We start from the raw sequence: 24,123 nt of genomic DNA, 5'->3' as shown, positions 1-24,123 counted from the left end.
TTGAAGTTCGGCGTGGAATCCCAAATAGCCATGGCTGATTGCGGATCGCTCGCGTCGATTACAGCAAGCTGCCGGTGGTCGATGGTGACCCAGTCCGCTGCGGGGGGTTCATGTCGATTGAACGCTGCGCATTGCCGTGCGATGACCGACCATGTGCGTGCGGCGGCACCCGCCGACGGCCGCTCGAAAACCGAGAACGTGGCGTCGCCCTCGCCGCGGGTCTTGATCAGGCGCCCTCCACGCGACGTCACGACCTGCTCGATGAGCTCGTCGTGTCGCGCCAGCGCTACCGCCATGGCTTCGGCGTCTGCCTCCCACGCGGCGGTCGACCCTTCGATGTCGGTCAGCAGGAACGTCACGGCGCGCGTCACCGACGAGAGTTGTTGTACGGCAGGTATTTCCAGCGCGGAGTCCTGCGCGACGATCGCGGCCTCCAGTCGGCGAAGATCCGGTCCCGGGTCCACCCCCAGTTCTTCGGCGAGCAGGGCGCGCGCACGCTGGTATGCGCCAAGCGCTTCGCCCTGCCTGCCGGCGCGATTGAGCGCGAGCATCAGCTGGCCCCAGCGTCGTTCGCGCAGCGGCGCATCGGTGACCGCGGCCTCGAGCTCACCGATGTGCTCCGCGGCCCGGCCCGTCGCGAGCAGCGCATCGGCCCGATCCTCCACCTGCGCGGCATGACCCTCGATCCACCGTGTCTTCTCGGAGGTTCCTCGCCGGCCGTCGGGCAGCTTGGGGATTCCACGCCACAGAGCGAGCGCCTCCTCGAAGCGGGCCACCGCCTGGCTGGTGTCGCCGGCCGCGGCGGCGTGGCGTCCCAGTCGGGCGGCCGACTTGTAGCGCGCGGCATCGACCTTGGTGTCGGCCAGCGTCCAACCCGCGCCCGCCGTCAGAACAAAGCCGTCGCCCAGGGTGCGACGCAACGAGGAGATATGGGTTTGTAGGGCCTTGGCCGAGGTGCGTGGCGGGTCTTCGCCCCAGAGCAGCTCGACGAGCGTGTCGGCCGATACGACCGAACCGCCGTGCAGCCCGAGCATCGACAGGATCGCGCGAGGCTTGGCGCCCGGGATAGTGACGGGCGCCCCGCCTTGCCGGACCTGGAGAGGTCCCAAAACGCCCAGTTCCACCGATGGAAGCGTACTCACATCGGCCATCGTCGGTGCGGCGATTCAATGCATGGTCAAAGTCGAGTAAAGCCCGTCGTATCCAGCCCGAATATCAGCGCCACCCTAGGGCTCACCAGGGTGAGCGGTTAGGTTTGTAGCCATGGGCAATGAAGGAGGAGGTGGATCGGCGTTCACCTGGCGGGGCCGGCGCGAGCTGGTGAGCCAGATACACGAGCAGCTCGACGAGCTGGTGGAAGCTCGCGACCAGATGGAACAACTGGTGCGAGTCATCAGCGAAATCGGTTCTGACCTCGACCTGGACGTGACCCTCCACCGAATCGTCAAGGGGGCGATGGGGCTGACCGGCTCCCCCTACGGGGCCCTGGGTATTCGAGCTTCCGACGGCACCCTGGCCTCGTTCGTGCGCGAGGGGATCGACGACGATACGGCGCGGCGGCTCGGCGATCTACCGGTGGGCGAGGGCCTCCGACTCGACGATGTGAGCGCGCATCCGCAGGCCGGCGCGCTGGTTGCCCATGATCCGCCGATGCGGGCGCTCCTGGCGATACCGATCACGGTACGGGGAGCGGACTTCGGAAGCCTGTACCTGGCCGACGACGTTGCCGGGCGGGTGTTCTCGGACTCCCAGGCCGCCGCCGTGCGGGCCTTGGCGACGGCCGCGGCGGCCGCCATCGACAACGCGCGCCTGTTCGAGCGGGAACGCGAATCGGCGAAATGGACGAAAGCCAGCCGCGAGATCACCACCGCCCTGCTGTCCGGCGACCCCCAGACCGGGCCGCTGCAGCTCATCGTGAACCGTGCACTGGAGTTGGCCGGTGCCGAACAGGCGATTCTGCTGGTTCCGAAGGAGCCCGACCTGCCGGCCGACGAGGTCGACACCCTCGTCGTGGCCGCCACGGCGGGCCGGTACTCCTCGGAGGTGATCGGTCGCCAGGTGCCGATGGACGGTTCCACCACGGGCGGGGTGGCGCGGCGCGGCCTGCCGCAGATCACCGATTCCTTCCAGTATCCGATCGAGGGATTCACCGACGTCGGCGCGCGCTCGGCGATCGTCATGCCGCTGATCGCCGACGGCGCGGTGCTCGGCGTGATCGCTGTTGCCCGCGACCCGCAGCAGTCACCCTTCGGCAACGACTACCTCGAGCTCGTCAGCGACTTCGCCCGGCACGCGGCTATCGCCCTGGCGCTGGCGGCGGGCCGCGAACATGCGCTCAACCAGGAACTCGCCCAGGCGGACACCGTCGACGACGCGGTGAACGCCGCGGCCGAGGAACTGCGCCGGCTGTGGCGGGCTCGCCGCGTCGTCGCGGTCACCTTCCCGACCCAGAGTTCTTCCAACGGAACCGCCCATGGCGCACCGCAAGTCGTGTCGGTCGGCGAGCCCGCGCAGTGGGCCGACCTACCGCCCCGTACCCAACGGGTGCTCAGCTCGTTGCGCGACGGCGACCTACTCACCCCCAGCACCGGGGATCCCGGGACGGCTGGCATCGCGCTGCAGCATCCCGAGGGCGTGCTCGTCGTCTGGATCGATCTGGCCGAGCGTCGGCCATTCACCCTGGAAGACCAGACGTTGCTCACGGTGCTGGCGGGCCGCCTCGGCCAGGGCCTGCAGCGGGTCCATCAGGTCGACCAGCAGCGCGAAACCGCATTGGCGCTACAGCACGCGATCCTCGGCCCCGCTGTTCTGCCGCAGGGGTTCACGGTGCGCTATCAGGCAGCCAGCCGGCCCCTACAGGTGGGCGGTGACTGGTACGACGTCGTCGACCTGGACGACGGGCGCATCGCGATGGTCGTCGGCGACTGTGTGGGGCATGGTCTCGCCGCCGCCACCGTAATGGGGCAGGTGCGCAGCGCCTGCCGCGCGTTGCTGTTCGAAAACCCCAGTCCCGCAGCCGCTCTCGCCGGATTGGATCGCTTCGCTGCCCGGCTGGCCGGCGCTCAATGCACCACCGCGGTCTGCGCCGTGCTCGACCCAGAGACCGGCGAGCTGGTGTATTCCAGTGCCGGGCACCCACCGCCCATCCTGGTCCACGCGGACGGCACCACCCAGATGCTCGACGACGGTCACACCATCGCCTTGGGAGTGCGAGCCGACTGGTCGCGTCCCGAGGCCCGGGTGACCATTCCGGCGCGCGCCACCCTGCTGCTCTACACGGACGGGTTGGTCGAACGTCGCCGCGCCGCTCTGGGGAAGGGCATCTCGCAGGCCACCGAGCTCGTGCAGGACGGCCGCGGGTCCACGCTCGACGATTTGGCGAACCACATCATGTCAAGTCTGGCCCCCAGCGGCGGCTATCAGGACGACGTTGTCCTCCTGCTCTACCGCCATCCCGCACCCCTGGAGCTGACGTTCCCCGCGGACGTCAGCCACCTCGCCCCCGCCCGAACGGCGTTGCGCACCTGGTTGACCCGGACCCGCCTCGACCCGGAACAGGCGATGAACGTGCTCGTCGCCGCCGGGGAAGCCGTCGCCAACGCCATCGAGCATGGTCACCGCGACAAGCCGGGCGGCACGATCAGCCTGGGCGCGACGGCACTGGTCGACCGCGTGCAGTTGACCATCACCGACACTGGATCGTGGAAGCCTCCGCAACCGGCCAGCTATCCCCACCGGGGCCGGGGCATCGCCCTCATGCGAGGGCTCATGCATGACGTCACCATCGACCCCGACGCCGCTGGGACCACGGTTCACCTGTCCGCGAGGATCACATGATTCCCACGTCGCTCACCCTGGACACCGCGCGCGGCAACGACGGAAAACTGATGCTGGTCGCGGCGGGCGAGATCGATCTGAGCAACATCGACGACTTCGTTCGAGCTCTCACCAGCGCCAGCGGTGACGCTACGGGCGACGGGCCACTCACCGTCGACCTCAGCGGCGTCGAGTACCTCGACAGCGCCGCCATCAACGCGTTGTTCTCCCACGCCAACCACATCCAGCTGATCGCCCATCCGATCCTGATGCCGGTCCTGACAATCAGCGGCCTCACGGAACTGGTTGCCATCGAGCCCGCACCTTCAGCGGACTCATGACGAACCGGCCGAGTATCAGGCGTTCTCGGCGATCCAGGTGCTGGTGAAGCGCTGCAACGCGGGGATGCTCTCGGCCAGGTCGGCTTGCATCGACTTCTCGAGTTTGCGGCCCACCAACGGAATCTTCACGGCCACCTCCACGGCGAACCGCAACCGGGCGCCGTCGCCGGCTGCCGCCATCCACGCTTCGGCACGACCCGATCCCAACCCGCCGGAGGTCACCACATTGATTTGTCCGCGGACCTCGCCGTCAGCGAGAGGTCGCCACGTCTCGCTGTGGGAGATCTTCAGGTCGCCGGGGACGGCTTTGGCCAGCAGCGCCGGCAGCACCTGGCGGCCCACGTGTTGGGTGGCGCGCATGGTCACCGTGCCGTCGGCATCGACAATCAACGAATCCAGCGTGGTGGGCGCGTTGCTGGCGGCAAGGCGGGCCAGCCAATAGTCTTCGCGCCCGAACGCCGCGTGGATCTGTCCGACGCTGGCGGGCGATTCGATTCGGATGTCGAAGGAACGCGACATAGCAACCGATTCTTACAAAGGGTGGGTCGCGACGACCGGGTGCCCGAGGTTTCGAACGTACGTGCGATGGTTATCCGTGGCGGCGGAGGTGGAAAGACATGACTGACGACGCGCGACAGGCGCCAAGTGAAAACCCCGAGAAGGACACGTCCGACTGGGTGACCGGCGACGAACCGATGACCGGTCCGCAGCGCAGCTACGTGCACACGCTCGCACAGGAAGCCGGCCGCGATATCCCCGACGATATGACGAAGGCGCAGGCGTCGGAGCTCATCGACGAGCTGCAGCAGCAGACGGGGCGCGGCAACTGACTAGCCGGCGGGCCGGCTGATCGTCGGCGTCCGCGGCCGGCTCGCCTTGCGGGCGAGGTCGCCGAACCGGACGCTGACGCGCTGAAAGCCCTTGAACCGCTCGGCTTTTGTCTTCTTGGTATACGTCTTGCGGTCCGCCGGTGTGAGTTCGGCGTCATCGGTAAATGGTGTGAGCAAGGCGCGCGGGTAAAGCCGTTCCACCAGAACGACATTGATCTCGGCGCACAGAACCAGTGTGGACGACACCAGGAAAAGGAAGGCCAGTAATCCAAGCACCAGAGCGAAGACGCTGTTGGTGGCGCTGGCCGTCTTCACCGTGTGCCGAATGTATCCCGCTCCGCCCCACTGTAAAATCTGCCAAATCACCGCCGCGGCAAGCGCTCCCGGCAGCACTTGGCGATAGGTGAGGTCCCGCGCCGTGGTCACCCGGAACGCCACCAGGCAAATCAACGCATTGATGCCCACGGCGACCAGTGCGACACCGATCTTTCCGTACACGCCCAGCGCCCCGGTGGCCTGGCCCGCCGCGGACAGGGCGGTGGCGGCGATGGCCGCGGAGCCAAGGACCAGCAGCAAGAGCAGGCTGCGCAGGCGGGAGCGGAACGGGTCGGGACGCTTGTTCCTCGGGACGGCCCATACCGAGTCCATTGCATTCTGCACCGCCTGGCCCACGCCCAGACCGCCGTAGAGCGCGCCCGCAATGCCGACGACGACGGCGACGGTCCCTCCGCTGAGCCCCGCGGGCTGATGCAGTTGGCCGCCGATCACCGGGAATTGGCTCAACGTGCTGTGCAGCACCTGCTGCTGCAGTTCGGGGTGTCCGGCGAGGACCACTCCGAGGCCCGTCGTCAACAGCAGCAATAGCGGGAACAGCGACACGAAGCCGTAATAGGTGATCAGGGCGGACAGGTAACCGCCTTGGTCGTCGAGGTATTTGTAAACCACGCCGATCACCACGCCGGCGGCGCGGTTCCGTCGCTGCAGCCTGTCCAGCCAGCCGACCATCTCGTGCTCACTTCGTTGCTACGGAAGCGGATGCCCCCCCCGATGGGATTTCCAGGTGATACCCCGATCCGGCGGCGATCAATCGCGGGCCGCTGGCCGGCCGGGGCAAGAACCCCGTGGGTCCACAACATCCGCGCCAATCCGCGGGTGACTGCGGAGATCGGTTCGCAAGCCCCCATGCCGGCTACGGTGCGCGAACTGCCGCGCGGCGAGCGCGATTCCGTCTATCTTGTCGTCGTCGAGCGAGCGCCGGGTTCGGCGAGTACCAGGAGCGCACCGACCGCGTCTCCCGGTCTTCGAACTGGTTACCGGATAACCGCAGCGCTGGCGGGTTGCGAGTCGCAAAATGATGTATAGGGTGTCGCTGGCCGGGAGGAGACCGACATGACGATCGCAGCGATGAAGGACCTGTTGCGGGGCAGGGTATTCGGCGCCTTGTGGCTCGCTTTGGCGATGTTGTCGGCAATCGCGATTGCCGCGCCGGCGATCGGCCGGGCCGACCCTAATTGCGCCGAGGGGTTTGCGTGGAGCGTGGACTTGCATCAATGCGTGCCCGAGGTCCCCGCCGTGAACGGACCGGGCGGACCCGCTGGACCTAGCTCACCGGGCGGAGTCGCCCAATCTAGCGAACCGGGCGCACCCGAGGTGCCCGGCGAACCGGGCCTGCCTGGCTATTCCGGTCCGTAGTAGCGCGCTAGCCCAAAGCCCCAACCCGCGCGGCGAGCGAGAACTGGTTACCGACCACGGCTGGCGCCGACGGGTTGCATGGCGGAAAATCGTGTGCATCGCGTCGCCGGCCGGGAGGAGGCCGAGATGACGATCGCGGCGGTGAAGCGTCGGGTGCGGGGCAGGGCCTTCGGCGCCGTCTCGCTCGCTTTGGCGGTGTTGCCGATTTTGGCACCGGCGATCGGCCGGGCCGACCCCGATTGCGGTCCGGGGTTCGTGTGGAGCAGGTCCTTGAGTCAATGCGTGTTGTGGGTCCCTGCCGCGAACGGGCCGGCTGCACCCGTTGGGCCGGGTGGGCCCGGTGCAACGGGTGGGCCCGTGGGCCCGGGTGCACCTGGCGTTCCCTGTCCGCGCCGTTAGGGCGCAACAGTCCAACCCGCGATCAGCGCGGTGACCTGCGGCGAAACGCTCGGGAACCAACCGCCCCTTGCGGTCGTTATAGTGGCTAAGTATCGCTTCACTCCGAGGGGGAACAGGCGCATGCCACGCACAGACGACGACAGCTGGGATCTGGCCACCAGTGTGGGCGCGACGGCCACGATGGTGGCCGCCGCCCGAGCGATCGCGACCAAGGCCGACAATCCGCTGATCGAGGACCGGTTTGCCGAACCGCTGGTTCGCGCGGTCGGGGTGGACTTCTTCACGCGATGGGTCGACGGTGCCCTCGCCGCCGCTGACGTCGACGACCACGAATCCGGTTGGAAACTCGAGCACATGCCCGCGGCGATGGCCGCTCGGACCCGGTTCTTCGACACCTTCTTTCACGACGCTGCGCAGGCGGGGATCCGTCAGGCGGTAATCCTGGCTTCCGGCCTTGACGCGCGCGCCTACCGGTTGGCGTGGCCCGCCGACATGACGGTGTTCGAGATCGACCAGCCGGAGGTGATCGAGTTCAAGACCACCACCCTGGCGAAGCTGGGGGCCGCCCCGCGGGCGGACCTGCGCACGGTCGCCATCGACTTGCGCCGTGACTGGCCGAAGGCGTTGGTGGATGCGGGATTTGATGGCAACCGCCCGACCGCGTGGATCGCGGAGGGGCTCTTCGGGTATCTGCCACCCGACGCTCAGGACCGCTTGCTGGACAACATTTCCGCGCTGAGCGCCGATGGCAGCAGGCTTGCTGTCGAAGCCATCCCCGCCCGGCCGCACCGGGACGTCGAGAAAGCGCGGGAAATGATGCGCAGGGCCACCGCGAAGTGGCGCGACCACGGCTTCGAGCTGGATTGGGAGGAGCTGGGTTTCGAGGGTGAGCGCAACGACGTCGCCGACTACCTGAAGAACTTCGGCTGGCAGACGGTGGGCACCCAGATGAGTGAGCTGCTGGCCGACAGGGGGCTTGCGGCGCTCCCGCAGACGAACGACTCGGTATCCGTCGCCGACACCGTTTACTACAGCTCTGTTCTGAGCAAATGACGGCACCGAGTCGCCGGGGCCTCAACGACGCGGTGACACGGTTGTGGAGCTTCCTGGCCCCGGCGTACGACCTGCCGTTCCTGCAGCAGTGGGTCTATCGTCCCCCGCACGATGAGGTGATCGCGCAGCTGCGCGCCCACAAAGCCCGCAAGATCGCTGACATCGCCTGCGGCACCGGCATTCTCAGTGATCGGATCGCCCGGGAACTGCAGCACGACGAGATCTACGGCGTCGACATGTCCGACGGCATGCTCGCCCAGGCGCGTGCCAGAACCGACCGGGTGCAGTGGTTGCGCGGCCCGGCTGAGCAGTTGCCATTCGACGACGGAGCGCTCGACGCGGTGGTGACCACCTCGGCGTTCCACTTCTTCGACCAGCCCGCGGCGTTACAAGAATTCCACCGCGTGCTGGCGCCCGGCGGGTTGGTGGCCGTTGCGGCCCTCAGTACGCGGCAATCGCTGCTGCAAGTACCCTCGGCCAATCGGTGGAAGCCGCAACACAATGCGTCGCCGGCGGAGATGCGGACTTTGTTCGAAGGCGCCGGGTTCGTCGTCAACGATCAGCACCGCATTCCGCGGCCGGTTTGGACGCGGGTCATTTCCGACCTCATCACGGTCGGCATTAAAAGATGATCGATCCTCAGGCGGCCAACTTGCTCACGACGCGCGGTGCGGGTCGCGAGAAGTGTTCGCAGCGACCGGTGTGCACGACGCGGGAGCGCTGATAAGCCGGAACCGGGCGCCGAGCGAAACGCTCCTGCCGGTACCGTTCGATGAAGTCGGTGACGATCCACCCGGCGCCGAATAATGCCAACGCGACACCGAACTGAAGTGGCGAGCCGGCGGCGAGCGCAACTAATGCGCAGATTCCCGACACCACGGCGAGGACCAGTGTGCCGACGTAGAGGAGGGTTACGCGGGGGTCTCGGGTTTGCGGCGGGATACTAGGCATTGCCGCGGCTCCTTCTGTTCAATCGGCACAAATCGTTTACGGCGGAATCTCCCGACCGTGACCTCAATGTTTCGTTACCGAGACACTTCAAAGGAGGGTCATACGGCACGTGTGGCGTGGCGTAGGGCTCCCGCTGAGAGGACAAAAGTCCCACCAGCGCGCCGGCGAGGGAACCACGGGACATAAGCCACTGCGACGGACGCCGGGGCATTGTCAATCGGTTGGTGCGACATCTGGCTAGGCGGCTTGGTCGAGGAGTTGGGCGAGCCGTTGGGCGAGCCGTTGGGCGGGGGTGTCGAGGTTGAGTGTGGGTCTGGGCCGGCGGTTGAGGGTGTCTTGGATGCGCTTGAGGTCGGTCTTGGTGTGGCCGGACAGGTCGGTGCCCTTTTCGAACCAGAACCGCAAGAGTCGGTTGGTGTTTTCGTTACTGCCGCGCTGCCAGGGTGAGTGGGGGTTACAGAAGTAGACCGGGGCGCCCAGCTGTAGCTGGATGTCGCGCCATTTGGCCATTTCGCTGCCCCGGTCCCAGGTAATGGAGCGCCGTAGGTGTTCGGGCAGCTCGCGCATCGCCTCGATCATCGCTGTGGCCACGGCCTGGGCACTGTGGTCGGCGGGCAGGTGCAACAAGAGCGTGAACCGTGTGCTGCGTTCAACCAGGGTGCCTATCGCACTGTTGTTAGGCCCGACGATCAGGTCGCCTTCCCAATGACCGGGCACGGCCCGATCCGCGGCTTCGGGAGGACGATCGCTGATCATGAACTCCTCGCCGTTGTAGACGCCGCGGCTCACGTAGCGGCCCTGGGGTTTGCGTGCCGCCCGCTTGGTGGACAAGCACTTGTGCAAATCAGCACGCAAACTGCCGCGGGTCTGCACATACAGACTCTGGTAGATGGTTTCGTGGCTCACCCGCGCCTGCCTATTGTCGGGGTGATCGCGGGCCAACATATCGGCGATCAGTTTGGGACTCCAGCCATCATCCATCCATGCCTCGATGAGCGCGCACAACGGATTGTCTTTGAGCTTGAAGGGCTTTGGTCGACGCGCTCTGTCTGCGGCACGGCCATGGGCCATCAACGCGTGGTAGTCCCCGTCGGCATTTTGGTTGCGTCGAATCTCGCGATAGACCACGCTGCGATCACGGCCGATCTGCTTGCCGATGTCGGCGTGGCTAAGGCCAGCGTCGCGCCCGCGCATGATTGATCACCCGCTCGTCGGCGCTGAGCCGGTGTCCACGCCCGCCGGGCCGCGACACATCGCCGGGGTTTGCCAAACCACCGCGTCCCCAACTGTTGACCCGCAGTTCATCGCCCCAGCCTCGCGCCACCAGCGCGACCCGGTCAGAAACGACACACCCACAGCACGTTCGGTCTGCAGCACCGAGGTGCCCTGGCACACCAGATCGAAAAACTGGCGTCGAACCGACCTCGCAAACGGATAACCACTCGGCACGGCAACCTCCCGAATCACAGATGTTGCACTGACCGTATGAATCCACCCGGCGTGTCGTCGCAGGCGTTTATGTGTCGCGGTCGGCGGCGGCCGGGTGCGGCACCTTCAGGCGACCCGACGAGCCCGAGCGGCCCTCGCGGACGCTTTGGCAAGGCTAGGTTTAGTAGTCGCGCGGGTCTTTGGTGTATATCGTTGCGGCCGTGTCGAGTCCGTCGCATCCGCATCCGTCCGAACCGCATGTGGGTTCGGTGTCGTCGAGATTGAATTGGCTGCGCGCCGGCGTCCTGGGCGCCAACGACGGAATCGTGTCCACGGCGGGCATCGTGGTGGGAGTCGCGGCGGCGACGGTGGAACGCGCTCCGATACTTACCGCCGGCAGCGCCGGGCTGGTCGCCGGAGCGGTGTCGATGGCGCTGGGGGAATACGTGTCGGTCAGCACCCAGCGGGACACGGAGAAGGCGCTGTTGCACAAGGAGCGCCAAGAGCTGCGTGACGCACCGGCCGCCGAGTTGGACGAGCTCGCGGCCCTGTACGAAGCGAAAGGTTTGACCGCGGCGACCGCCCGCACCGTCGCCGAGGAACTCACCGACCACAATCCGCTACTGGCCCATGCCGAAGTCGAACTCGGTATCAATCCCGCGGAGCTGACCAACCCGTGGCAGGCGTCGTCGTCCTCGGCCCTGTCGTTCGCCATCGGGGCCCTCTTGCCGTTGATCGCGATCTTGGCCCCGCCCGCGGCGTGGCGAATCCCGGTCACCGTCGCGGCGGTACTCGTCGCGCTGGTGATCACCGGGGCGGTGTCGGCGGGCTTGGGCGGGGCGCCCAGGGGCCGCGCAGTGCTCCGCAACGTCATCGGCGGTGGTCTGGCACTGTCGATCACCTACATGATCGGCCACTTGGTGGGTGCGGCGATCGCCTGACGGCGCCAACGCCATTGCTCGGCCCATTGGGACTGCAACTCGAACTGTAATATCTACTGTTGCCATCCTCATACGAGAGATCCCAACCCTGGGCGGAGCGCCTTGACCGAAACGAATTTGGTACCGGATGACGTTGATTCGGCCGCGTCGACCCCGTACTTTTTGCGCGACGAAAGCCGTTTCGTGCCAAACCGGATCGCGCGCGGTGGATGGGGTCCTTCGCTCAGCGGGCACGTGGTCGGCGGACTGCTGGGCTGGGCGGTCGAACGCGCGGTCGACGACCCGGAGCTGCAACCCGCCCGGCTGACGGTCGACCTTCCCGCTCCGGTCGCGCTGGAACCCATCGAGGTGCACACCACCGTGCACCATGATCGTCGGCGGCTGCGCCTCGTCGAGGCCGTCCTCAGCCAGCGTGGCGCACCCGTCGCGCGGGGGAGCGCGTTGTTTCTGCGGCGCGGCCCCCAGCCCGAAGGCGACGTGTGGTCCCCGAAGTTGCAGATGCCGCCGCTGCCCATCGAGGACGGCGCCCAACCGTCGCTGTTCATGCGCACCTACGGCTGGGGCACCGAACTGCAGAATCCCGACCCCGATTGGGCCGACGTCGCAGGGCCGAAATACACCTGGCTGTATGAGACGCGCCCCCTGATCGACGGCGAACCGCTGAGCGCCTTCGCCCGCGCCGCCATGGCCGCCGATATCACCGCGTCCCTTGCGAATTGGGGCACCAACGGTCTGCAATTCATCAATGCCGACTACACGCTCACGCTGAGCCGGCTGCCGGAAGGCCCCCACATCGGCATGGCCTCGCTGACGCATTACAGCCATGACGGGGTGGCCACCGGTTCGGCCGTGCTCGTCGATCGGAAGGGTCCCATCGGCAGCGGCGTGTCGGTCGCGATAGCGCACTCCGGATTCCGCCCGGTGCAGGTCAATTCGACGAACGAATGAAGACCGGAAGTGACGTCACCTACTGGACGTTGATCGCCGACGCCGCGCGGGCGGCGTCGCCCCGGCCGCTGCTCGCCGACGACTACGGGCGCAGCCTGACCGCGCGTCAGTTCCACGACGCCGCGTGCGCGACAGCCGCCGCGTTCGCCGGCCGCGGAATACGCGCGGGAACCGTCGTGTCCTGGCAGCTGCCGACCACGCTGGAGACGATGGTCGTCATGGCGGCGCTGGCCCGGGTCGGTGCGGTGCAAAACCCGATCATCCCGATACTGCGCGAACACGAGGTCGGCTTCATAACCGAGCAGCTGTCCTCGGAATACCTTGTGGTGCCCGGGGTTTGGCGCGGATTCGATCACGGCGCGCTGGCGCGCGCCCTGGCGGCGAGGCGAGGCTTCGAGGTCATCACCGTCGACCTGGCGAGGCCGCCGCTCGGCGGCCAGCTGCGGCTGCCCCAGGAAAGCACGGACGCGCTCGCGTCGCCGCCGGGTTCCGCCGGCGACGCGCGATGGACCTATTACTCGTCGGGAACCACCGCGGCCCCCAAAGGGATTCGCCACACCGACGCATCGGTGATCGCCGCCGCCACCGGGCTGGTCGGCGCGATCGGCATCACCGGCGACGACGTTGACCCCATCGCCTTTCCGGTCGCGCACATCGGCGGGGCGGTGATGCTCGCCGCCGCGCTGCAGACCGGCATGCGGCTGGCGCTGTTCGACGTGTTCGACCCCGCGACGACACCGTTTTCCATCGCGGCGCACAACCCGACGTTTCTCGGCACCGCGACGCCGTTTTTCGTCGGCTTCCTCGAGGCGCAAAAAGCCCACGGCGACCAGCCGCTGTTCCCCCACCTGCGCGGCTGCCTGGCCGGCGGCGCGCCCATCACCGCCGAGCTCGGCCGCCAGATCCGGGAAGCTTTCGGCCTGCCGGGCATCGCCAACGCGTGGGGGCTCACCGAGTTCCCCGTGGCGGCTTCACCGTCGCTCACCGACACCCCCGATTCGCTCGACCACACCGTCGGCAAGCCGACCCCGGGAGTCAGCGTCCGGGTGGTCGGCGGCGACGAAGCCGAACTGCCAGCCGGGCAGGAAGGCGAGCTGCGGCTCAAGGGACCGCAGTGCTTTCTCGGCTACGCGGACCCCGCCCTGGACGCCGACGCGTTCGACGCGGACGGCTGGCTCCGCACCGGCGACCTAGGGCTGGTCGATGAGGATGGCAACGTCCACGTCACCGGCCGCAGCAAGGATGCGATCATCCGCAACGCGGAGAATGTCTCGGCCCTCGAAGTCGAGAACGTGCTCGCCACCCACCCCGCGGTCGCCGACATCGCGGTCATCGGCGTCCCCGACGCGCGCACCGGTGAACGCGTCTGCGCGGTGGTGGTGCCCGCGCCGGCCGAAGCGGTGTCGTTGGAATCGCTGGTGCGGCATTGCCATTCAAGCGGGTTGAGCCGCTACAAACATCCCGAGCGCCTGGTGATCGTTGATGCGCTGCCGCGCAACCAGTTCGGCAAGGTGATCAAGAAGGACCTTCGCGAAGCCTTCGGGTGAGGCCGGGACTAGAGCCCCTTGGGCGCCTCGCGGACGGCCTGAACCGCCGAGGCGTCACCGTCGAACTCGACCTGGGCGGCTCGCCCGACGGCGAACAGCAGCAACTCCTCGGGCGGACCGGTCACCGTAACCGCCGGGCCACGCCCCGCGGTCAGCAGCGTCTTGCCCTCCGGGGTGCGCAGCGCCACCCGGCCCGGCACCTTGGCGAGCGTGAGGCGGGCCATCAGCGGCAGGGTGCGGCGCAGCCTGGCGCTCAGGTCGGGGGCAAGGACGCGCGGCTGCCAGGCGGGCTGCGCGCGTCGCACGTCCTCGTGGTGGATGAACATCTCGGCGACATTGGCCACCGGGTCGAGAAGCTTGAACGGCGAGTAAAGCGGCGGGCCGGACGCGACCTTGTCCACCAGCTCGTCCCACTCGGCCTGCTCGGCCACCTGGTTCTGCACCTTCTCGGTGTGCGAGGCGAAGAAGGGGATCAGGATGCCCGGAGCGGCGTCGGGCCGGTACTCGCGGATGACGAGGTGGGCGGCGAGGTCGCGCGTCTTCCACCCTTCGCACAAGGTGGGTGCCTCCGGCCCGACGGCACGCAGGGTCTCCACGAGGGCGGCTCGTTCGCGTTGAGCTACAGACATCCGTTCAGCCTAGGCCCGCCGCGACGGCCCCAGGCGACGCGTGTCTCGCATCTCGGTAAATTTGGTACGTCAATGTCCTCGAAGAGGACCTGGGAAGAGATATAGGGAATGGCATGAACGCGCGTGTCGAGCAGCTGGAGTTTCAGGCGGAAGCACGACAACTGCTGGACCTGATGGTCCACTCCGTCTACTCCAACAAGGATTCGTTTCTGCGGGAGCTGATCTCGAACGCTTCCGACGCATTGGACAAGCTGCGGCTGGAAGCGTTCCGGAACAAAGAGCTCCACGTCGACACCTCGGACCTGCACATCGAGATCGAGGTCGACAAGAGCGCAAGGACGCTCACCGTCCGCGACAACGGGATCGGTATGACCCGTGACGAGGTGGTCGGGTTGATCGGCACGCTGGCCAAGTCGGGCACCGCCGAGCTGCGTCAGCAATTGAGGGAGGCCAAGAACGAGGCCGCGTCGGAGGAGCTGATCGGTCAGTTCGGCATCGGTTTCTACTCGAGCTTCATGGTCGCCGACAAGGTCGAACTGCTCACCCGCAAGGCCGGCGAGAGCGAAGCGACCAGGTGGGAATCGAGCGGCGAGGGCACCTACACCATCGAAGCCGTCGAGAGCGCTCCGCAGGGAACGTCGGTCACCCTGCACCTCAAGCCCGAAGACGCCGAGGATGAGCTGCACGACTACACGTCGGAGTGGAAGATCCGGGGCCTGGTCAAGAAGTACTCCGACTTCATCGCCTGGCCCATCCGGATGGAGGTCGAACACCGGACGCCCGCGACCGAGGAGGGCGGCGAGGAGACCGTCACCAAAGAAATCGAGACCCTCAACTCGATGAAGGCTCTTTGGGCCAGGCCCAAAGAAGAGGTCTCCGAGGACGAGTACAAGGAGTTCTACAAGCACATCGCGCACGCCTGGGATGACCCGCTGGAAATCATCGCGATGAAGGCCGAGGGCACCTTCGAATACCAGGCGTTGCTGTTCATCCCGTCCCACGCGCCGTTCGACCTGTTCAACCGCGACGCCCACACCGGGATCCAGCTCTACGTCAAGCGCGTGTTCATCATGGGCGATTGCGACGACCTCATGCCCGAATACCTGCGCTTCGTCAAAGGCGTCGTCGACGCGCAGGACATGTCGCTCAATGTGTCGCGCGAAATCCTGCAGCAGGATCGGCAGATCAAGGCGATCCGCCGCCGGCTCACCAAGAAGGTGCTCTCCACCATCAAGGAGCTGCAGTCCGAGCGGCCCGACGACTACCGCAGCTTCTGGACCCAATTCGGCAGAGTCGTCAAAGAGGGGCTGCTGTCGGACTTCGACAACCGCGAGACCCTGCTGGAAATCTGCGCATTCGCCTCGACGCACAGCGAGGAGGAGGCCACCACCCTCGCCGAGTACGTGGAGCGCATGAAGGAGGGCCAGGAGCAGATCTTCTTCGCCACGGGGGAGACGCGGCAACAGATCCTGAAGTCGCCGCACCTCGAGGCCTTCAAAGCCAAGGGCTACGAGGTGTTGCTACTCACCGACCCGGTCGACGAGGTCTGGGTGGGAACGGTGACCGAGTTCGACGGCAAGCCGCTGCAGTCGGTCGCCAAGGGCGAGGTGGACCTCAGCTCCGAAGGCGAGGAGAGCGAGGCCGAGCGGGAGGAGCAGCAGAAGGACTTCGCCGACTTGCTGACCTGGATGAAGGAGACCTTGAGCGACCACGTCAAGGAGGTGCGGCTGTCCAGCCGCCTGACGGAGTCCCCGGCCTGCCTGATCACCGACGCCTTCGGAATCACCCCCGCGCTCGCACGGCTCTACCGTGCGTCCGGACAGGACATCCCGGTCGGCAAGCGGATTCTGGAACTCAATCCGAACCACCCGCTGGTCACCGGCCTGCGTGAGGCGCAAAAGAAGGCGGACGGCGACGCCGCGCTCGCCGAGGTCGCCGAGACCGCCGAATTGCTCTACGGCACAGCACTTCTGGCCGAAGGCGGTGCGCTCGAAGACCCGGCGAGGTTCGCCGAGCTGCTCGCAGACCGATTGACCCGCACGGTGTAACCCCGGCGGCGGCCGTAGCGTTCACACCCGCCACATCAGTCACGAGATGGTGGGCACCATTGCGGCTGGAAAATTGGTAGCGCCCGCGCTATCACGTTTGCGGATTGCCACATACCGGCGAGGGTGAGGCTGGTGTGACTGACGCGAACAATGGCGAACGGCAGTGCTTGAAAACCCTCCGACGGGGATAATCACATCCCATGGTTGAGTTTCGCGTCATCGACCCACATGGGCGGGTCGTCGCGACGAAGAATTTTGCCAACGCGGAGTCCGCGCACGCATGGTTCATCCATTCGATCGGCGGCGACACAGAGCTGGGCTGGCGCATGGAGGTCAACGACGCCGGGCAGTGGGCCCACTTCGACGACACCGAGGGCTTCACCGCCCCGGTGAGCCACCGCCCTGGCAAGCGCTGATCAAGTTTCCCCGCCGTTGGGGCCGATGACGAAGCAGCGGGCGTCGCCGCTGGTGAACAAGACCTCGGAAACCGCGGACGACGCGACGTTGGGGAACCCGAAGCGATGCACCTGTTGGCCGGTCTCGATGTCGGCGTCCTGCGATTCGGTGGTGCCATCCTTCTTGCGCACCAACGCCGTGACCTTGTCCGGCTTGGCCGGGATCTGCGGGTCACGGAAGTACCACACCTCGATCCCGGCGCCCGAGTCGTCGGCGCGCCACCCGTCGGCGTAGTAGCACGCCGGATTTCCCTCGGCGTCCGGCGGCGGTGGCGGGCAGATGGATAACCCGATGCACGGCGCCGTGCTGGTGCTGGTGGTGGTGGACGAGACGACTGGGCTGGCCGGTGTGCTCGAGGTGGGCGGCTTCGTCGTGCTCGAACTAAAGGTGTTGGGCGGTGCGGCGTGCTGCGACCCGCAAGCCATCAGACCGGCGCAGGCCGTCGCGAGGATGGCGGTCGAGCGGACCCAGTTCGAGATCATCGAGGGCACACTTCGCAGGCGACCCCGTCGCCGTCGCGGTCCAGACCCGGCCGGTAACCCAGCTGCCCGCGGTAGAGGGGAGCCACCCCGTCGGCACACGCCGCTTTGCAGTCCGGGTAGTAAACGCTGGCGCCCGCCGTTGGGGCGGGTGAGGGCGAGGTTGTCGCCGTCAGGGGAGCGGCTTGGGCCGCGGGGCTCCCCGCAATCCCCACGACGATTGCTCCGATCGTGAGCAACACACGAAGCATGTTGGCAAGTCTTCTGTTAGCGAAGCGGCGTTCGTTGCTCACGACTAAAGAGCTAACACTGTGATGCGGTCGCCCAGCAAGAGGCAAATACCACGTAGGCTCCGCTCATGCACGTCGACGCGATGACGGTCCCTCAGCCGCTACACCAGATCGGCGACCTGGCCCGGCGAACGCAATCCGCCGGCTTCTCCGGTCTGTTGTTCACCGAGACCGGCCGCACGGCCTATCTCAACGCCGCCGTGGCGTCGCAGGCCGCGCCCGGCCTCGAGTTGTCCACCGGGGTGGCGGTGGCCTTCCCGCGCAGTCCCTTCATCACGGCGGCCACGGCCTGGGAGCTACAGGAAGCGACCGGTGGAAACTTCCGGCTGGGTCTGGGCACTCAGGTGCGCACCCACGTCGTTCGGCGGTACGGCGTGGCATTCGAGCGGCCGGGCCCGCGGCTGCGCGACTACCTGTTCGCGGTCAAGGCGTGCTTCGCGGCATTCCGTTCCGGGACGCTCGAGCACCACGGCGACTTCTACGACCTCGACTTCATCACCCCGCAATGGAGCCCGGGTCCGATCGAGGCGCCCAATCCGAAAGTCGATATCGCAGCGGTCAATCCGTGGATGCTGCGGATGGCGGGCGAAGTGGCCGACGGCGTGCACGTGCATCCGATCGGTGAGCCGGGCTACATCGCGCGGCATGTCCTGCCGAACATCGCCGAAGGAGCGGGCAAGGCGGGACGCTCGCCGTCGGACCTCGCGGTGATCGTCCCGGTGTTGACCATCGTCGGCGACAGCGACGAAGAGCGCGACAAACAACGAGAAGGGGTGCGGGCCAGCATGGCCTTTTACGGCAGCACACCCAACTACGCGTTCATCTGGGACCAGGCCGGGTTCGAGGGCACGACCGCCCGGATTCGTGAGAAGCAGAAGGCCGGCGACTTCGCCGGCATGGCGGCGCAGGTCAGCGACGACCACATCGCCGCCTTCGCCACAGAGTCGACATGGGACGGGCTGGCCGACGCCCTGATCGAGAAATACGCCGGAAAAGCCACGCGCCTGGTGCTTTACAACGCCGTTGGCGATCCGGAGCATTTCGAGCGATACGGCGAGGTGGCCCGACAGATCCAACAAGCGGCCAGTCACTGAGCTGTATCGCCTTGACTAAGCGATATGTTCGCTGAGTGGCCGCAGTGAACTTCACCTCGGTGGCGCCGATCGTCCCCGTCCGAAATCTGGACGTCGCCCTGGACCGCTACCGGCGACTCGGGTTCGATGCACGCAGATACGACGGCCCCGACCGCTACGGCTTCGTGGAGCGCGGGGCCGTGTCTATGCACCTCATCGAATGGGACGAGCACGACCCGCTGCGCACGGCCGCCAGCGTCTACCTCTACGTCAGCGACGCCGACGCCCTCTATGCCGAGTGGGAAGCGCTGGAAGGCCTTGAGGGCCGCCTGATCCCACCGCAGGACACGCCATATGGTCTGCGCGAGTTCGCCTATGTCGATCCGGACGGCACGGCGCACCGAGTCGGCTCGCGCGTCTGATCAGCTTGGTACTGCCGGCTTTTCGTCCGGCGGCGCGGCGGAAGTGGCCTGGCTGTGGGCCAGCGCCAGCGTCGCCGCCGCCATCACCGCGACCGATAGTCCCAGCGCCACCAGGCCGACCTCGTTGGTGTGCAGCGTCTCGCCGAGCACCGTGACGCCGAGCACCGACCCGACGACGGGCTCGGCGACGGTCACCGCCGGAAGCGACGCGGTGAGCGGGCCGGCCCGAAACGCCGACTGCTCCCAGGCGGTGGCGGCGATCGCCACCACCACCCACACGTACAGCTCGGGCAGGCGAAGGAGGGCGGGGATGCCGCGGTCGAGTTGGTCGACCACGCCCTTGGTGAGCACCGAGAACAATCCCCACAGCGAGCCGGACATCAGGCCCAGCAACAGCGCGCCGACCATGCCCGGGAAGATGCGCGCGCCGATCACGCACAGGATCAGCGCGGGACCCATCACCAACGCCACGATGGTCCATGTCTCCGCCGACCCTCGCGGCGTCCCCTCCTGAGGGTCGCCGACCGTCACCACCACCCCGACCGCGGCCGCCAGCAATATGGCCCAAATCCCTTGCCGCGGCGTGATTCTCCGGTGGTCCACCCGCGCGCTGATGAGCAACGCGAACAGCAACGACGTCACCAGTATCGCCTGCACGAGCACCACGGAACCCAGGCCCAGCGCCGCGGCCTGGAACCCGAACCCCGCGCCGGCCACCAGGCTGCCCGTCCACCATTGGCGGTCGCGCAGCAGCCGGCGAAACAGCGCGAGGGTGCTAACCGGCTTGTCGGTGACCTGTTGGGCTGATCGCTGCTGGATGACGTCCCCGATGCCGACCATCAGGGCGGCCGCGACCGCGAGAACCGCCGCGATGTCTGTCCTGCCCAAGCGGACCTCCCGTGAACCGGCGTTGCGACCCTAGACTTCTGGACGGTACGCGACCGCATCGCTATATGGCATTTCAAGGAGATCCGCGCCATGGACGACACCCGGATCGGCGTGATGGCCACCGAGGCACTCGGTCTGCTCATCGAAGCCGTCGACCGGATTCCACCGGAGCGCTGGGATCAGCCGTCCAATCTGGACGGCTGGAGCCTGCGCGAGCTGGTGGGTCATGTCACCGGCAGCGCGGCCAAAGTCGTCGCACTCGTTGAGAACGGCGAGGTCTGGGACCGCCCCTCGCAGCCTTCCGACTGGCTATGCGACAACCCGGCGGCGCGGCTTCGCGAGTTGGCGACGCGGCTGCAGGAGGCCCTGCCGGGCGCCGACCTCGACGGGATGCGGACATCGCCGGAAGGCGAGGTTCCGGTGCGCCGGGCGCTGAGTTATCCGGTCTCGGACCTGGCCATGCACGCCTGGGACATCCATCGGTCACAAGGGCGGCTGATCGAGCTGCCCGTCGAGCTGCTGGGGCTGTGCCGCCGGCTGGTGGAGTCGGTGCCGGAGCAGCTGTTGCGGCGACCGGGCGGATTTGGGCCCGCCCAAGCCGCGCCGGATGATGCGACGCCGACCGCCCGGCTGATGGCCTACCTGGGGCGCTCGGTCGACGTCAGGGTATGACTTTGTTTGCGGCGCAACGGATTCTGCTGGGGCTCTTGTCACACCGGTCGCAGCTGCCCCATCAGCCCCCGCGTCGGGAAATGCCCTGAGTTGCCCGCCTTCGAGCGACAAACCGGGTGATGAAAGCTCGGGGCCACCCAACGCGCGCGTTGTCGCTCGAAGGCGGGCACCCCGGGCATTCCCTCGGGCAGGGACGGCTGTGGCGCAAGTGACGGCGACGCGGAACCTCAGCTGTCGCGGGTGGTGTCGAGCTGCACCATGACCTCGCCGCGGCGCCGTTCGCCGATCTCGATCTCCTCGACCGACCACGGTTGGTTCAACTCCCAGACCAGAGCGCCTTTGGTTTTCACGTCGGTCTCCTGTCCGTCGCCCGCTGCTCCAGGTGAACTCAGGCCATTTACTATTGGCCATACGGTATTTGTTACGATTCGCGTCATCTGCTGACATCCGCGCTGCCGACCGCAGCCAGACCGTTCGAGGTTGAGAACATGGCAACACCCGTCATTGTCGGAGCGGTGAGGACGGCGATCGGCCGCTCCTTCAAGGGCACGCTCGTCAACACGCCGCCCGAGACGCTGATCACCGCGGTGCTTCCCGAGGTGGTGCGCAGGTCCGGCGTCGACCCGTCCGCGATCGACGACATCATCTTCGCCGAATCACATTATGGCGGAGGGGATTTGGCGCGGTACGCGGCCACCGCGACGGGCATGGAGGACATTCCCGGCCAGTCGGTGAACCGGCACTGCGCGGGCAGCCTGACCGCCATCGGCAACGCCGCGGCCCAGATCGGCTCCGGAATGGAGCGCGTGCTCATCGCGGGTGGGGTGCAGTCCTTGTCGATGACCCCGCTGACCAACTGGCGGATCCCCGGCCCGGAGCTCAAGTTCGAGGAGCGCTGGATGCCGCCGACCCACGTGGAAACCCCCGATGCGCCCGCCAAGGACATGTCGATCACGGTGGGCTGGAACACCGCCCAGGCGGTCGGCATCACCCGCGAGGAGATGGACGCCTGGGCGGCCCGCTCCCATCAGCGCGCCATCGCGGCCATCGACGCCGGCAAGTTCGTAGACGAGATCATCCCGCTGAAGATCACCCAATTCGACGGTTCGGTGACTGAGTTTTGCGTCGACGAGCACCCTCGCCGCGACACGACCGTCGAAAAGCTCGCCGGGCTCAAGGTGCTGCACCCGGAGATCGAGGGATTCTCGATCACCGCCGGGAACAGCAGTGGCACCAACGACGCCGCGGCGGCCGTGGCCCTCGTCGACCGCGACTACGCCGCCGCCGAGAACCTCAACGTGATGGGCACGGTCCGCGCGTGGGCCGCCGCCGGCGTCGCCCCCAGGGACACCGGTCTGGGGGCCGTGAAGGTCATCGGCAAGGTGTTGCAGCGGGCCGGCCTTTCCGTCAACGACGTGGCGCTGTGGGAGATCAACGAGGCGTTCGCCTCCGTGCCGATCGCGGCGTGCCGGGAGTACGGCATCGACGAGGAGAAAGTGAACTTCTCCGGCAGCGGCTGCAGCCTGGGCCACCCCATCGCGGCCTCGGGTGCGCGCATGGTGACCACGCTGGCCTACGAGCTGGCCCGCCGGGGCGGCGGCATCGGCGTCGCGGCCATGTGCGCGGGTGGCGGCCAGGGCGGCGCCGTGGTGATCGAGGTCTAGCTAGTTGCAGTAGGTGTAGCCGATGAATTGGGTGCCGCGGGTGTCGCCGCTCGAGTAGTTGGCGAAGTGCACCGCCGGCTGTCCGTTGTACTGGGTGTTCATCTTCTGCACGTTCGGTGGCGGGACGCCTTTGGGGAACGCCAAAATCATGTCGGCGAAGATGTTCAGGCCGGCCTGGCAGATGGCCTCGCGCCGCGGCGGCTGCGGATTCCACGCGTGGACGACGACCGGCTCGGTGAGCTGATACCCGGCGGCGCAATTCGGGTCGCAGACCTTGAACACGGCCGTGCCGGTCCCGTCGGCACCCTGTGGGCCCCACGAGCCCCACGACATGTCTTGCAGCGCAACGGCAACGCTCGCGCAGCCCAGCACGTTGAGCCGCTTCGGACGCTCGACCGGCGGAACGGACATGTTGTAGCAGCCCGGGATGGCGAAGCTCCGCGGCGGTGGTGGCTGGGCGGTGGGTGGCCCGGCGCCCTGGTCGCCCTGTGTCAGCTCCGGTATCGCGAACGCCAGCACGCCGGCCAGCGCGACGCCCGAGACGATACCGATCACGATCAGACGTCCCCGTGGAATGCGTCGCAATCGGCTCAACAATGGAACGTTGCCCCCGCTCACGTTCACCAGATTACGGCGAAACCATCCCGGGGGTGGTGCCCGTCAGCACCGGAGTTGGCAGGGTAAAGTTGGTCAACGCTACCAACTTAAGGATTGTGATGGCCTTGCAGCTGACGGATGACCACGAACTGGCCGCGCGGTTGGCCACCGAGGCGGGGCGGCTGCTGCTCACGGTTCGGGAAGAGTTCGCCGACGTGGACGCGAGCGAGCGGAAAGCCGCGGGGGACAAGCGATCCCACGACTTTCTGATGTCAGCGCTTGCCGATGAGCGGCCCGACGACGCGGTGCTGTCGGAGGAGGGTGCCGACGATCCGGTCCGGCTGCGCTCGGAGCGGGTGTGGATCGTCGACCCGCTGGACGGGACGCGGGAATTCTCCGAACTCGGGCGCGACGACTGGGCGGTGCACGTCGCCCTGTGGGAGGCCGGTGAGCTGGTCGCCGGGGCGGTAGCGCTGCCGGCGCAGGGCGTCACGTTCGCCACTCCTGAGGTGGATTCGCCCCCCGTCGCGCCGGGCAAGCCGCGCATCGTGGTATCGCGCACCCGGCCGCCCGCCATCGCCCTGACCGTCCGCGACCAGCTGGACGGGGTGCTGGTGGAGATGGGATCCGCCGGGGCCAAGGTGGCGTCGCTCGTGCAGGGGTTGTCCGACGTCTATGTGCACGCGGGCGGTCAATTCGAATGGGACTCGGCCGCCCCGGTGGCCGTCGCCCGCGCCGCGGGTCTGCACACCTCGCGCATCGACGGTTCTGCGCTGGCCTACAACCGCTCGGATCCGAAGTTGCCGGATCTGGTGGTCTGCCGGCCCGAGTTGGCCGAAGCCGTACTGACCGTCACGCGCTGACTCTCAGTCGACGCAACGTATTTCGTGCGCGGCGCGGTTGCCGAGATCAATGTTGGTGCGAAGAAGTGCGAGCGAGCCGCACGCTGGCGTCGATCT

General features: G+C 67.2%; 24 protein-coding genes and 3 pseudogenes. 16 read left to right on the top strand and 11 right to left on the bottom strand.

Annotation, left to right across the window (positions count from 1 at the left end):
• Positions 1-158 precede the first annotated feature (158 nt).
• Positions 159-1,124 (bottom strand): annotated as a pseudogene (locus KXD96_RS19750) (BTAD domain-containing putative transcriptional regulator); the annotation flags it as partial.
• A 139-nt stretch (positions 1,125-1,263) separates the two neighbouring features.
• On the opposite strand from KXD96_RS19750, the gene KXD96_RS19745 reads away from it, so the two are divergent.
• On the top strand, positions 1,264-3,837 hold the full coding sequence (locus KXD96_RS19745; RefSeq protein WP_260739030.1) for a SpoIIE family protein phosphatase: 2,574 nt from the start codon (positions 1,264-1,266) through the stop codon (positions 3,835-3,837).
• Complete coding sequence (locus tag KXD96_RS19740; RefSeq protein WP_260745462.1) at positions 3,837-4,157, top strand: STAS domain-containing protein; 321 nt, start codon at positions 3,837-3,839, stop codon at positions 4,155-4,157. Before KXD96_RS19745 ends, KXD96_RS19740 begins: the two co-directional genes overlap by 1 nt.
• 15 nt (positions 4,158-4,172) lie before the next feature.
• Here the strand turns inward: KXD96_RS19740 and KXD96_RS19735 are convergent, their stop codons facing one another.
• Positions 4,173-4,676, bottom strand: a complete 504-nt coding sequence (locus KXD96_RS19735) for a DUF2505 domain-containing protein (RefSeq protein WP_260739028.1) — start codon at positions 4,674-4,676, stop codon at positions 4,173-4,175.
• 98 nt (positions 4,677-4,774) lie between these two features.
• On the opposite strand from KXD96_RS19735, the gene KXD96_RS19730 reads away from it, so the two are divergent.
• Positions 4,775-4,987, top strand: a complete 213-nt coding sequence (locus KXD96_RS19730) for a DUF3072 domain-containing protein (protein ID WP_260739027.1) — start codon at positions 4,775-4,777, stop codon at positions 4,985-4,987.
• Here the strand turns inward: KXD96_RS19730 and KXD96_RS19725 are convergent, their stop codons facing one another.
• Positions 4,988-5,992: a YihY/virulence factor BrkB family protein gene (locus KXD96_RS19725; RefSeq protein ID WP_260739026.1), complete on the bottom strand. Its 1,005-nt coding sequence runs from the start codon at positions 5,990-5,992 to the stop codon at positions 4,988-4,990.
• Between the two features lie 384 nt (positions 5,993-6,376).
• Here KXD96_RS19725 and KXD96_RS19715 point away from each other — a divergent pair, with 384 nt between their 5' ends.
• The 3 genes from KXD96_RS19715 to KXD96_RS19705 all read left to right on the top strand — a co-directional run bounded on the left by KXD96_RS19715 (position 6,377) and on the right by KXD96_RS19705 (position 8,763).
• Complete coding sequence (locus tag KXD96_RS19715) at positions 6,377-6,679, top strand: hypothetical protein (protein WP_260739022.1); 303 nt, start codon at positions 6,377-6,379, stop codon at positions 6,677-6,679.
• Between the two features lie 519 nt (positions 6,680-7,198).
• Positions 7,199-8,131, top strand: coding sequence for a class I SAM-dependent methyltransferase (locus KXD96_RS19710; protein ID WP_260739020.1), 933 nt, complete (start codon positions 7,199-7,201; stop codon positions 8,129-8,131).
• Entirely contained in the window at positions 8,128-8,763 is a 636-nt protein-coding gene (locus KXD96_RS19705; RefSeq protein ID WP_260739018.1) for a class I SAM-dependent methyltransferase, read from the top strand. Before KXD96_RS19710 ends, KXD96_RS19705 begins: the two co-directional genes overlap by 4 nt.
• 7 nt (positions 8,764-8,770) lie before the next feature.
• Here KXD96_RS19705 and KXD96_RS19700 read toward each other — a convergent pair whose 3' ends face one another.
• A complete protein-coding gene (locus KXD96_RS19700; protein ID WP_260739016.1) occupies positions 8,771-9,082 on the bottom strand; it encodes a hypothetical protein in 312 nt (103 codons plus the stop codon).
• A gap of 237 nt (positions 9,083-9,319) precedes the next feature.
• Positions 9,320-10,531 (bottom strand): annotated as a pseudogene (locus KXD96_RS19695) (IS30 family transposase).
• A 200-nt stretch (positions 10,532-10,731) separates the two neighbouring features.
• Here KXD96_RS19695 and KXD96_RS19690 point away from each other — a divergent pair.
• The 3 genes from KXD96_RS19690 (at position 10,732) to KXD96_RS19680 (ending at position 13,946) form a co-directional block, all read left to right on the top strand.
• The gene (locus KXD96_RS19690) at positions 10,732-11,451 is read left to right on the top strand and encodes a VIT family protein (RefSeq protein ID WP_260739014.1); all 720 of its coding nucleotides are present in this window, start codon (positions 10,732-10,734) and stop codon (positions 11,449-11,451) included.
• Between the two features lie 102 nt (positions 11,452-11,553).
• The gene (locus KXD96_RS19685; RefSeq protein ID WP_396877045.1) at positions 11,554-12,399 is read left to right on the top strand and encodes an acyl-CoA thioesterase domain-containing protein; all 846 of its coding nucleotides are present in this window, start codon (positions 11,554-11,556) and stop codon (positions 12,397-12,399) included.
• Complete coding sequence (locus KXD96_RS19680; RefSeq protein WP_260739011.1) at positions 12,396-13,946, top strand: class I adenylate-forming enzyme family protein; 1,551 nt, start codon at positions 12,396-12,398, stop codon at positions 13,944-13,946. Before KXD96_RS19685 ends, KXD96_RS19680 begins: the two co-directional genes overlap by 4 nt.
• 8 nt (positions 13,947-13,954) lie before the next feature.
• On the opposite strand, the gene KXD96_RS19675 is transcribed toward KXD96_RS19680, so the two are convergent.
• Positions 13,955-14,575, bottom strand: a complete 621-nt coding sequence (locus tag KXD96_RS19675; protein ID WP_260739009.1) for a TIGR03085 family metal-binding protein — start codon at positions 14,573-14,575, stop codon at positions 13,955-13,957.
• 113 nt (positions 14,576-14,688) lie between these two features.
• Here KXD96_RS19675 and htpG point away from each other — a divergent pair, with 113 nt between their 5' ends.
• Positions 14,689-16,623: a molecular chaperone HtpG gene (htpG, locus tag KXD96_RS19670; RefSeq protein WP_260739006.1), complete on the top strand. Its 1,935-nt coding sequence runs from the start codon at positions 14,689-14,691 to the stop codon at positions 16,621-16,623.
• A 200-nt stretch (positions 16,624-16,823) separates the two neighbouring features.
• On the top strand, positions 16,824-17,039 hold the full coding sequence (locus KXD96_RS19665) for a hypothetical protein (protein WP_260739003.1): 216 nt from the start codon (positions 16,824-16,826) through the stop codon (positions 17,037-17,039).
• Here KXD96_RS19665 and KXD96_RS19660 read toward each other — a convergent pair whose 3' ends face one another.
• Both KXD96_RS19660 and KXD96_RS19655 read right to left on the bottom strand, forming a co-directional pair.
• Positions 17,040-17,561 (bottom strand): hypothetical protein, encoded by a 522-nt coding sequence (locus KXD96_RS19660; RefSeq protein ID WP_260739001.1) that lies wholly within the window; start codon positions 17,559-17,561, stop codon positions 17,040-17,042. It abuts the gene before it with no gap.
• Positions 17,558-17,809, bottom strand: a complete 252-nt coding sequence (locus KXD96_RS19655) for an excalibur calcium-binding domain-containing protein (protein WP_260738998.1) — start codon at positions 17,807-17,809, stop codon at positions 17,558-17,560. Before KXD96_RS19655 ends, KXD96_RS19660 begins: the two co-directional genes overlap by 4 nt.
• 107 nt (positions 17,810-17,916) lie before the next feature.
• Between KXD96_RS19655 and KXD96_RS19650 the strand changes: the two genes are divergently transcribed.
• Complete coding sequence (locus KXD96_RS19650; protein ID WP_260738997.1) at positions 17,917-18,942, top strand: TIGR03617 family F420-dependent LLM class oxidoreductase; 1,026 nt, start codon at positions 17,917-17,919, stop codon at positions 18,940-18,942.
• A gap of 44 nt (positions 18,943-18,986) precedes the next feature.
• Positions 18,987-19,343: a VOC family protein gene (locus KXD96_RS19645; RefSeq protein ID WP_260745460.1), complete on the top strand. Its 357-nt coding sequence runs from the start codon at positions 18,987-18,989 to the stop codon at positions 19,341-19,343.
• Here KXD96_RS19645 and KXD96_RS19640 read toward each other — a convergent pair whose 3' ends face one another.
• Positions 19,344-20,231 carry a DMT family transporter gene (locus tag KXD96_RS19640; protein ID WP_260738995.1) on the bottom strand — a complete coding sequence of 296 codons (888 nt, stop codon included), beginning with the start codon at positions 20,229-20,231 and terminating at the stop codon, positions 19,344-19,346. It lies immediately after the preceding gene.
• Positions 20,232-20,321: 90 nt separating this feature from the next.
• Between KXD96_RS19640 and KXD96_RS19635 the strand changes: the two genes are divergently transcribed.
• Positions 20,322-20,903 (top strand): TIGR03086 family metal-binding protein, encoded by a 582-nt coding sequence (locus tag KXD96_RS19635; RefSeq protein WP_260738993.1) that lies wholly within the window; start codon positions 20,322-20,324, stop codon positions 20,901-20,903.
• 245 nt (positions 20,904-21,148) lie between these two features.
• Here the strand turns inward: KXD96_RS19635 and KXD96_RS19630 are convergent.
• Positions 21,149-21,253, bottom strand: a pseudogene (locus KXD96_RS19630) (hypothetical protein); the annotation flags it as partial.
• A 138-nt stretch (positions 21,254-21,391) separates the two neighbouring features.
• Here KXD96_RS19630 and KXD96_RS19625 point away from each other — a divergent pair.
• Positions 21,392-22,567 carry a thiolase family protein gene (locus tag KXD96_RS19625; RefSeq protein ID WP_260738988.1) on the top strand — a complete coding sequence of 392 codons (1,176 nt, stop codon included), beginning with the start codon at positions 21,392-21,394 and terminating at the stop codon, positions 22,565-22,567.
• Here KXD96_RS19625 and KXD96_RS19620 read toward each other — a convergent pair whose 3' ends face one another.
• Positions 22,568-23,122, bottom strand: a complete 555-nt coding sequence (locus tag KXD96_RS19620) for a hypothetical protein (RefSeq protein WP_260738986.1) — start codon at positions 23,120-23,122, stop codon at positions 22,568-22,570. It lies immediately after the preceding gene.
• A gap of 161 nt (positions 23,123-23,283) precedes the next feature.
• Between KXD96_RS19620 and KXD96_RS19615 the strand changes: the two genes are divergently transcribed.
• Complete coding sequence (locus KXD96_RS19615; protein ID WP_260738984.1) at positions 23,284-24,027, top strand: 3'(2'),5'-bisphosphate nucleotidase CysQ; 744 nt, start codon at positions 23,284-23,286, stop codon at positions 24,025-24,027.
• Positions 24,028-24,123: the final 96 nt, after the last annotated feature.

The organism is Mycobacterium sp. SMC-2, from assembly GCF_025263485.1.
Classification (GTDB): Bacteria; Actinomycetota; Actinomycetes; order Mycobacteriales; family Mycobacteriaceae; genus Mycobacterium.
Note: the sequence above shows the minus strand (reverse complement) of the source record. Positions and strands in the feature narration are given on the sequence as shown.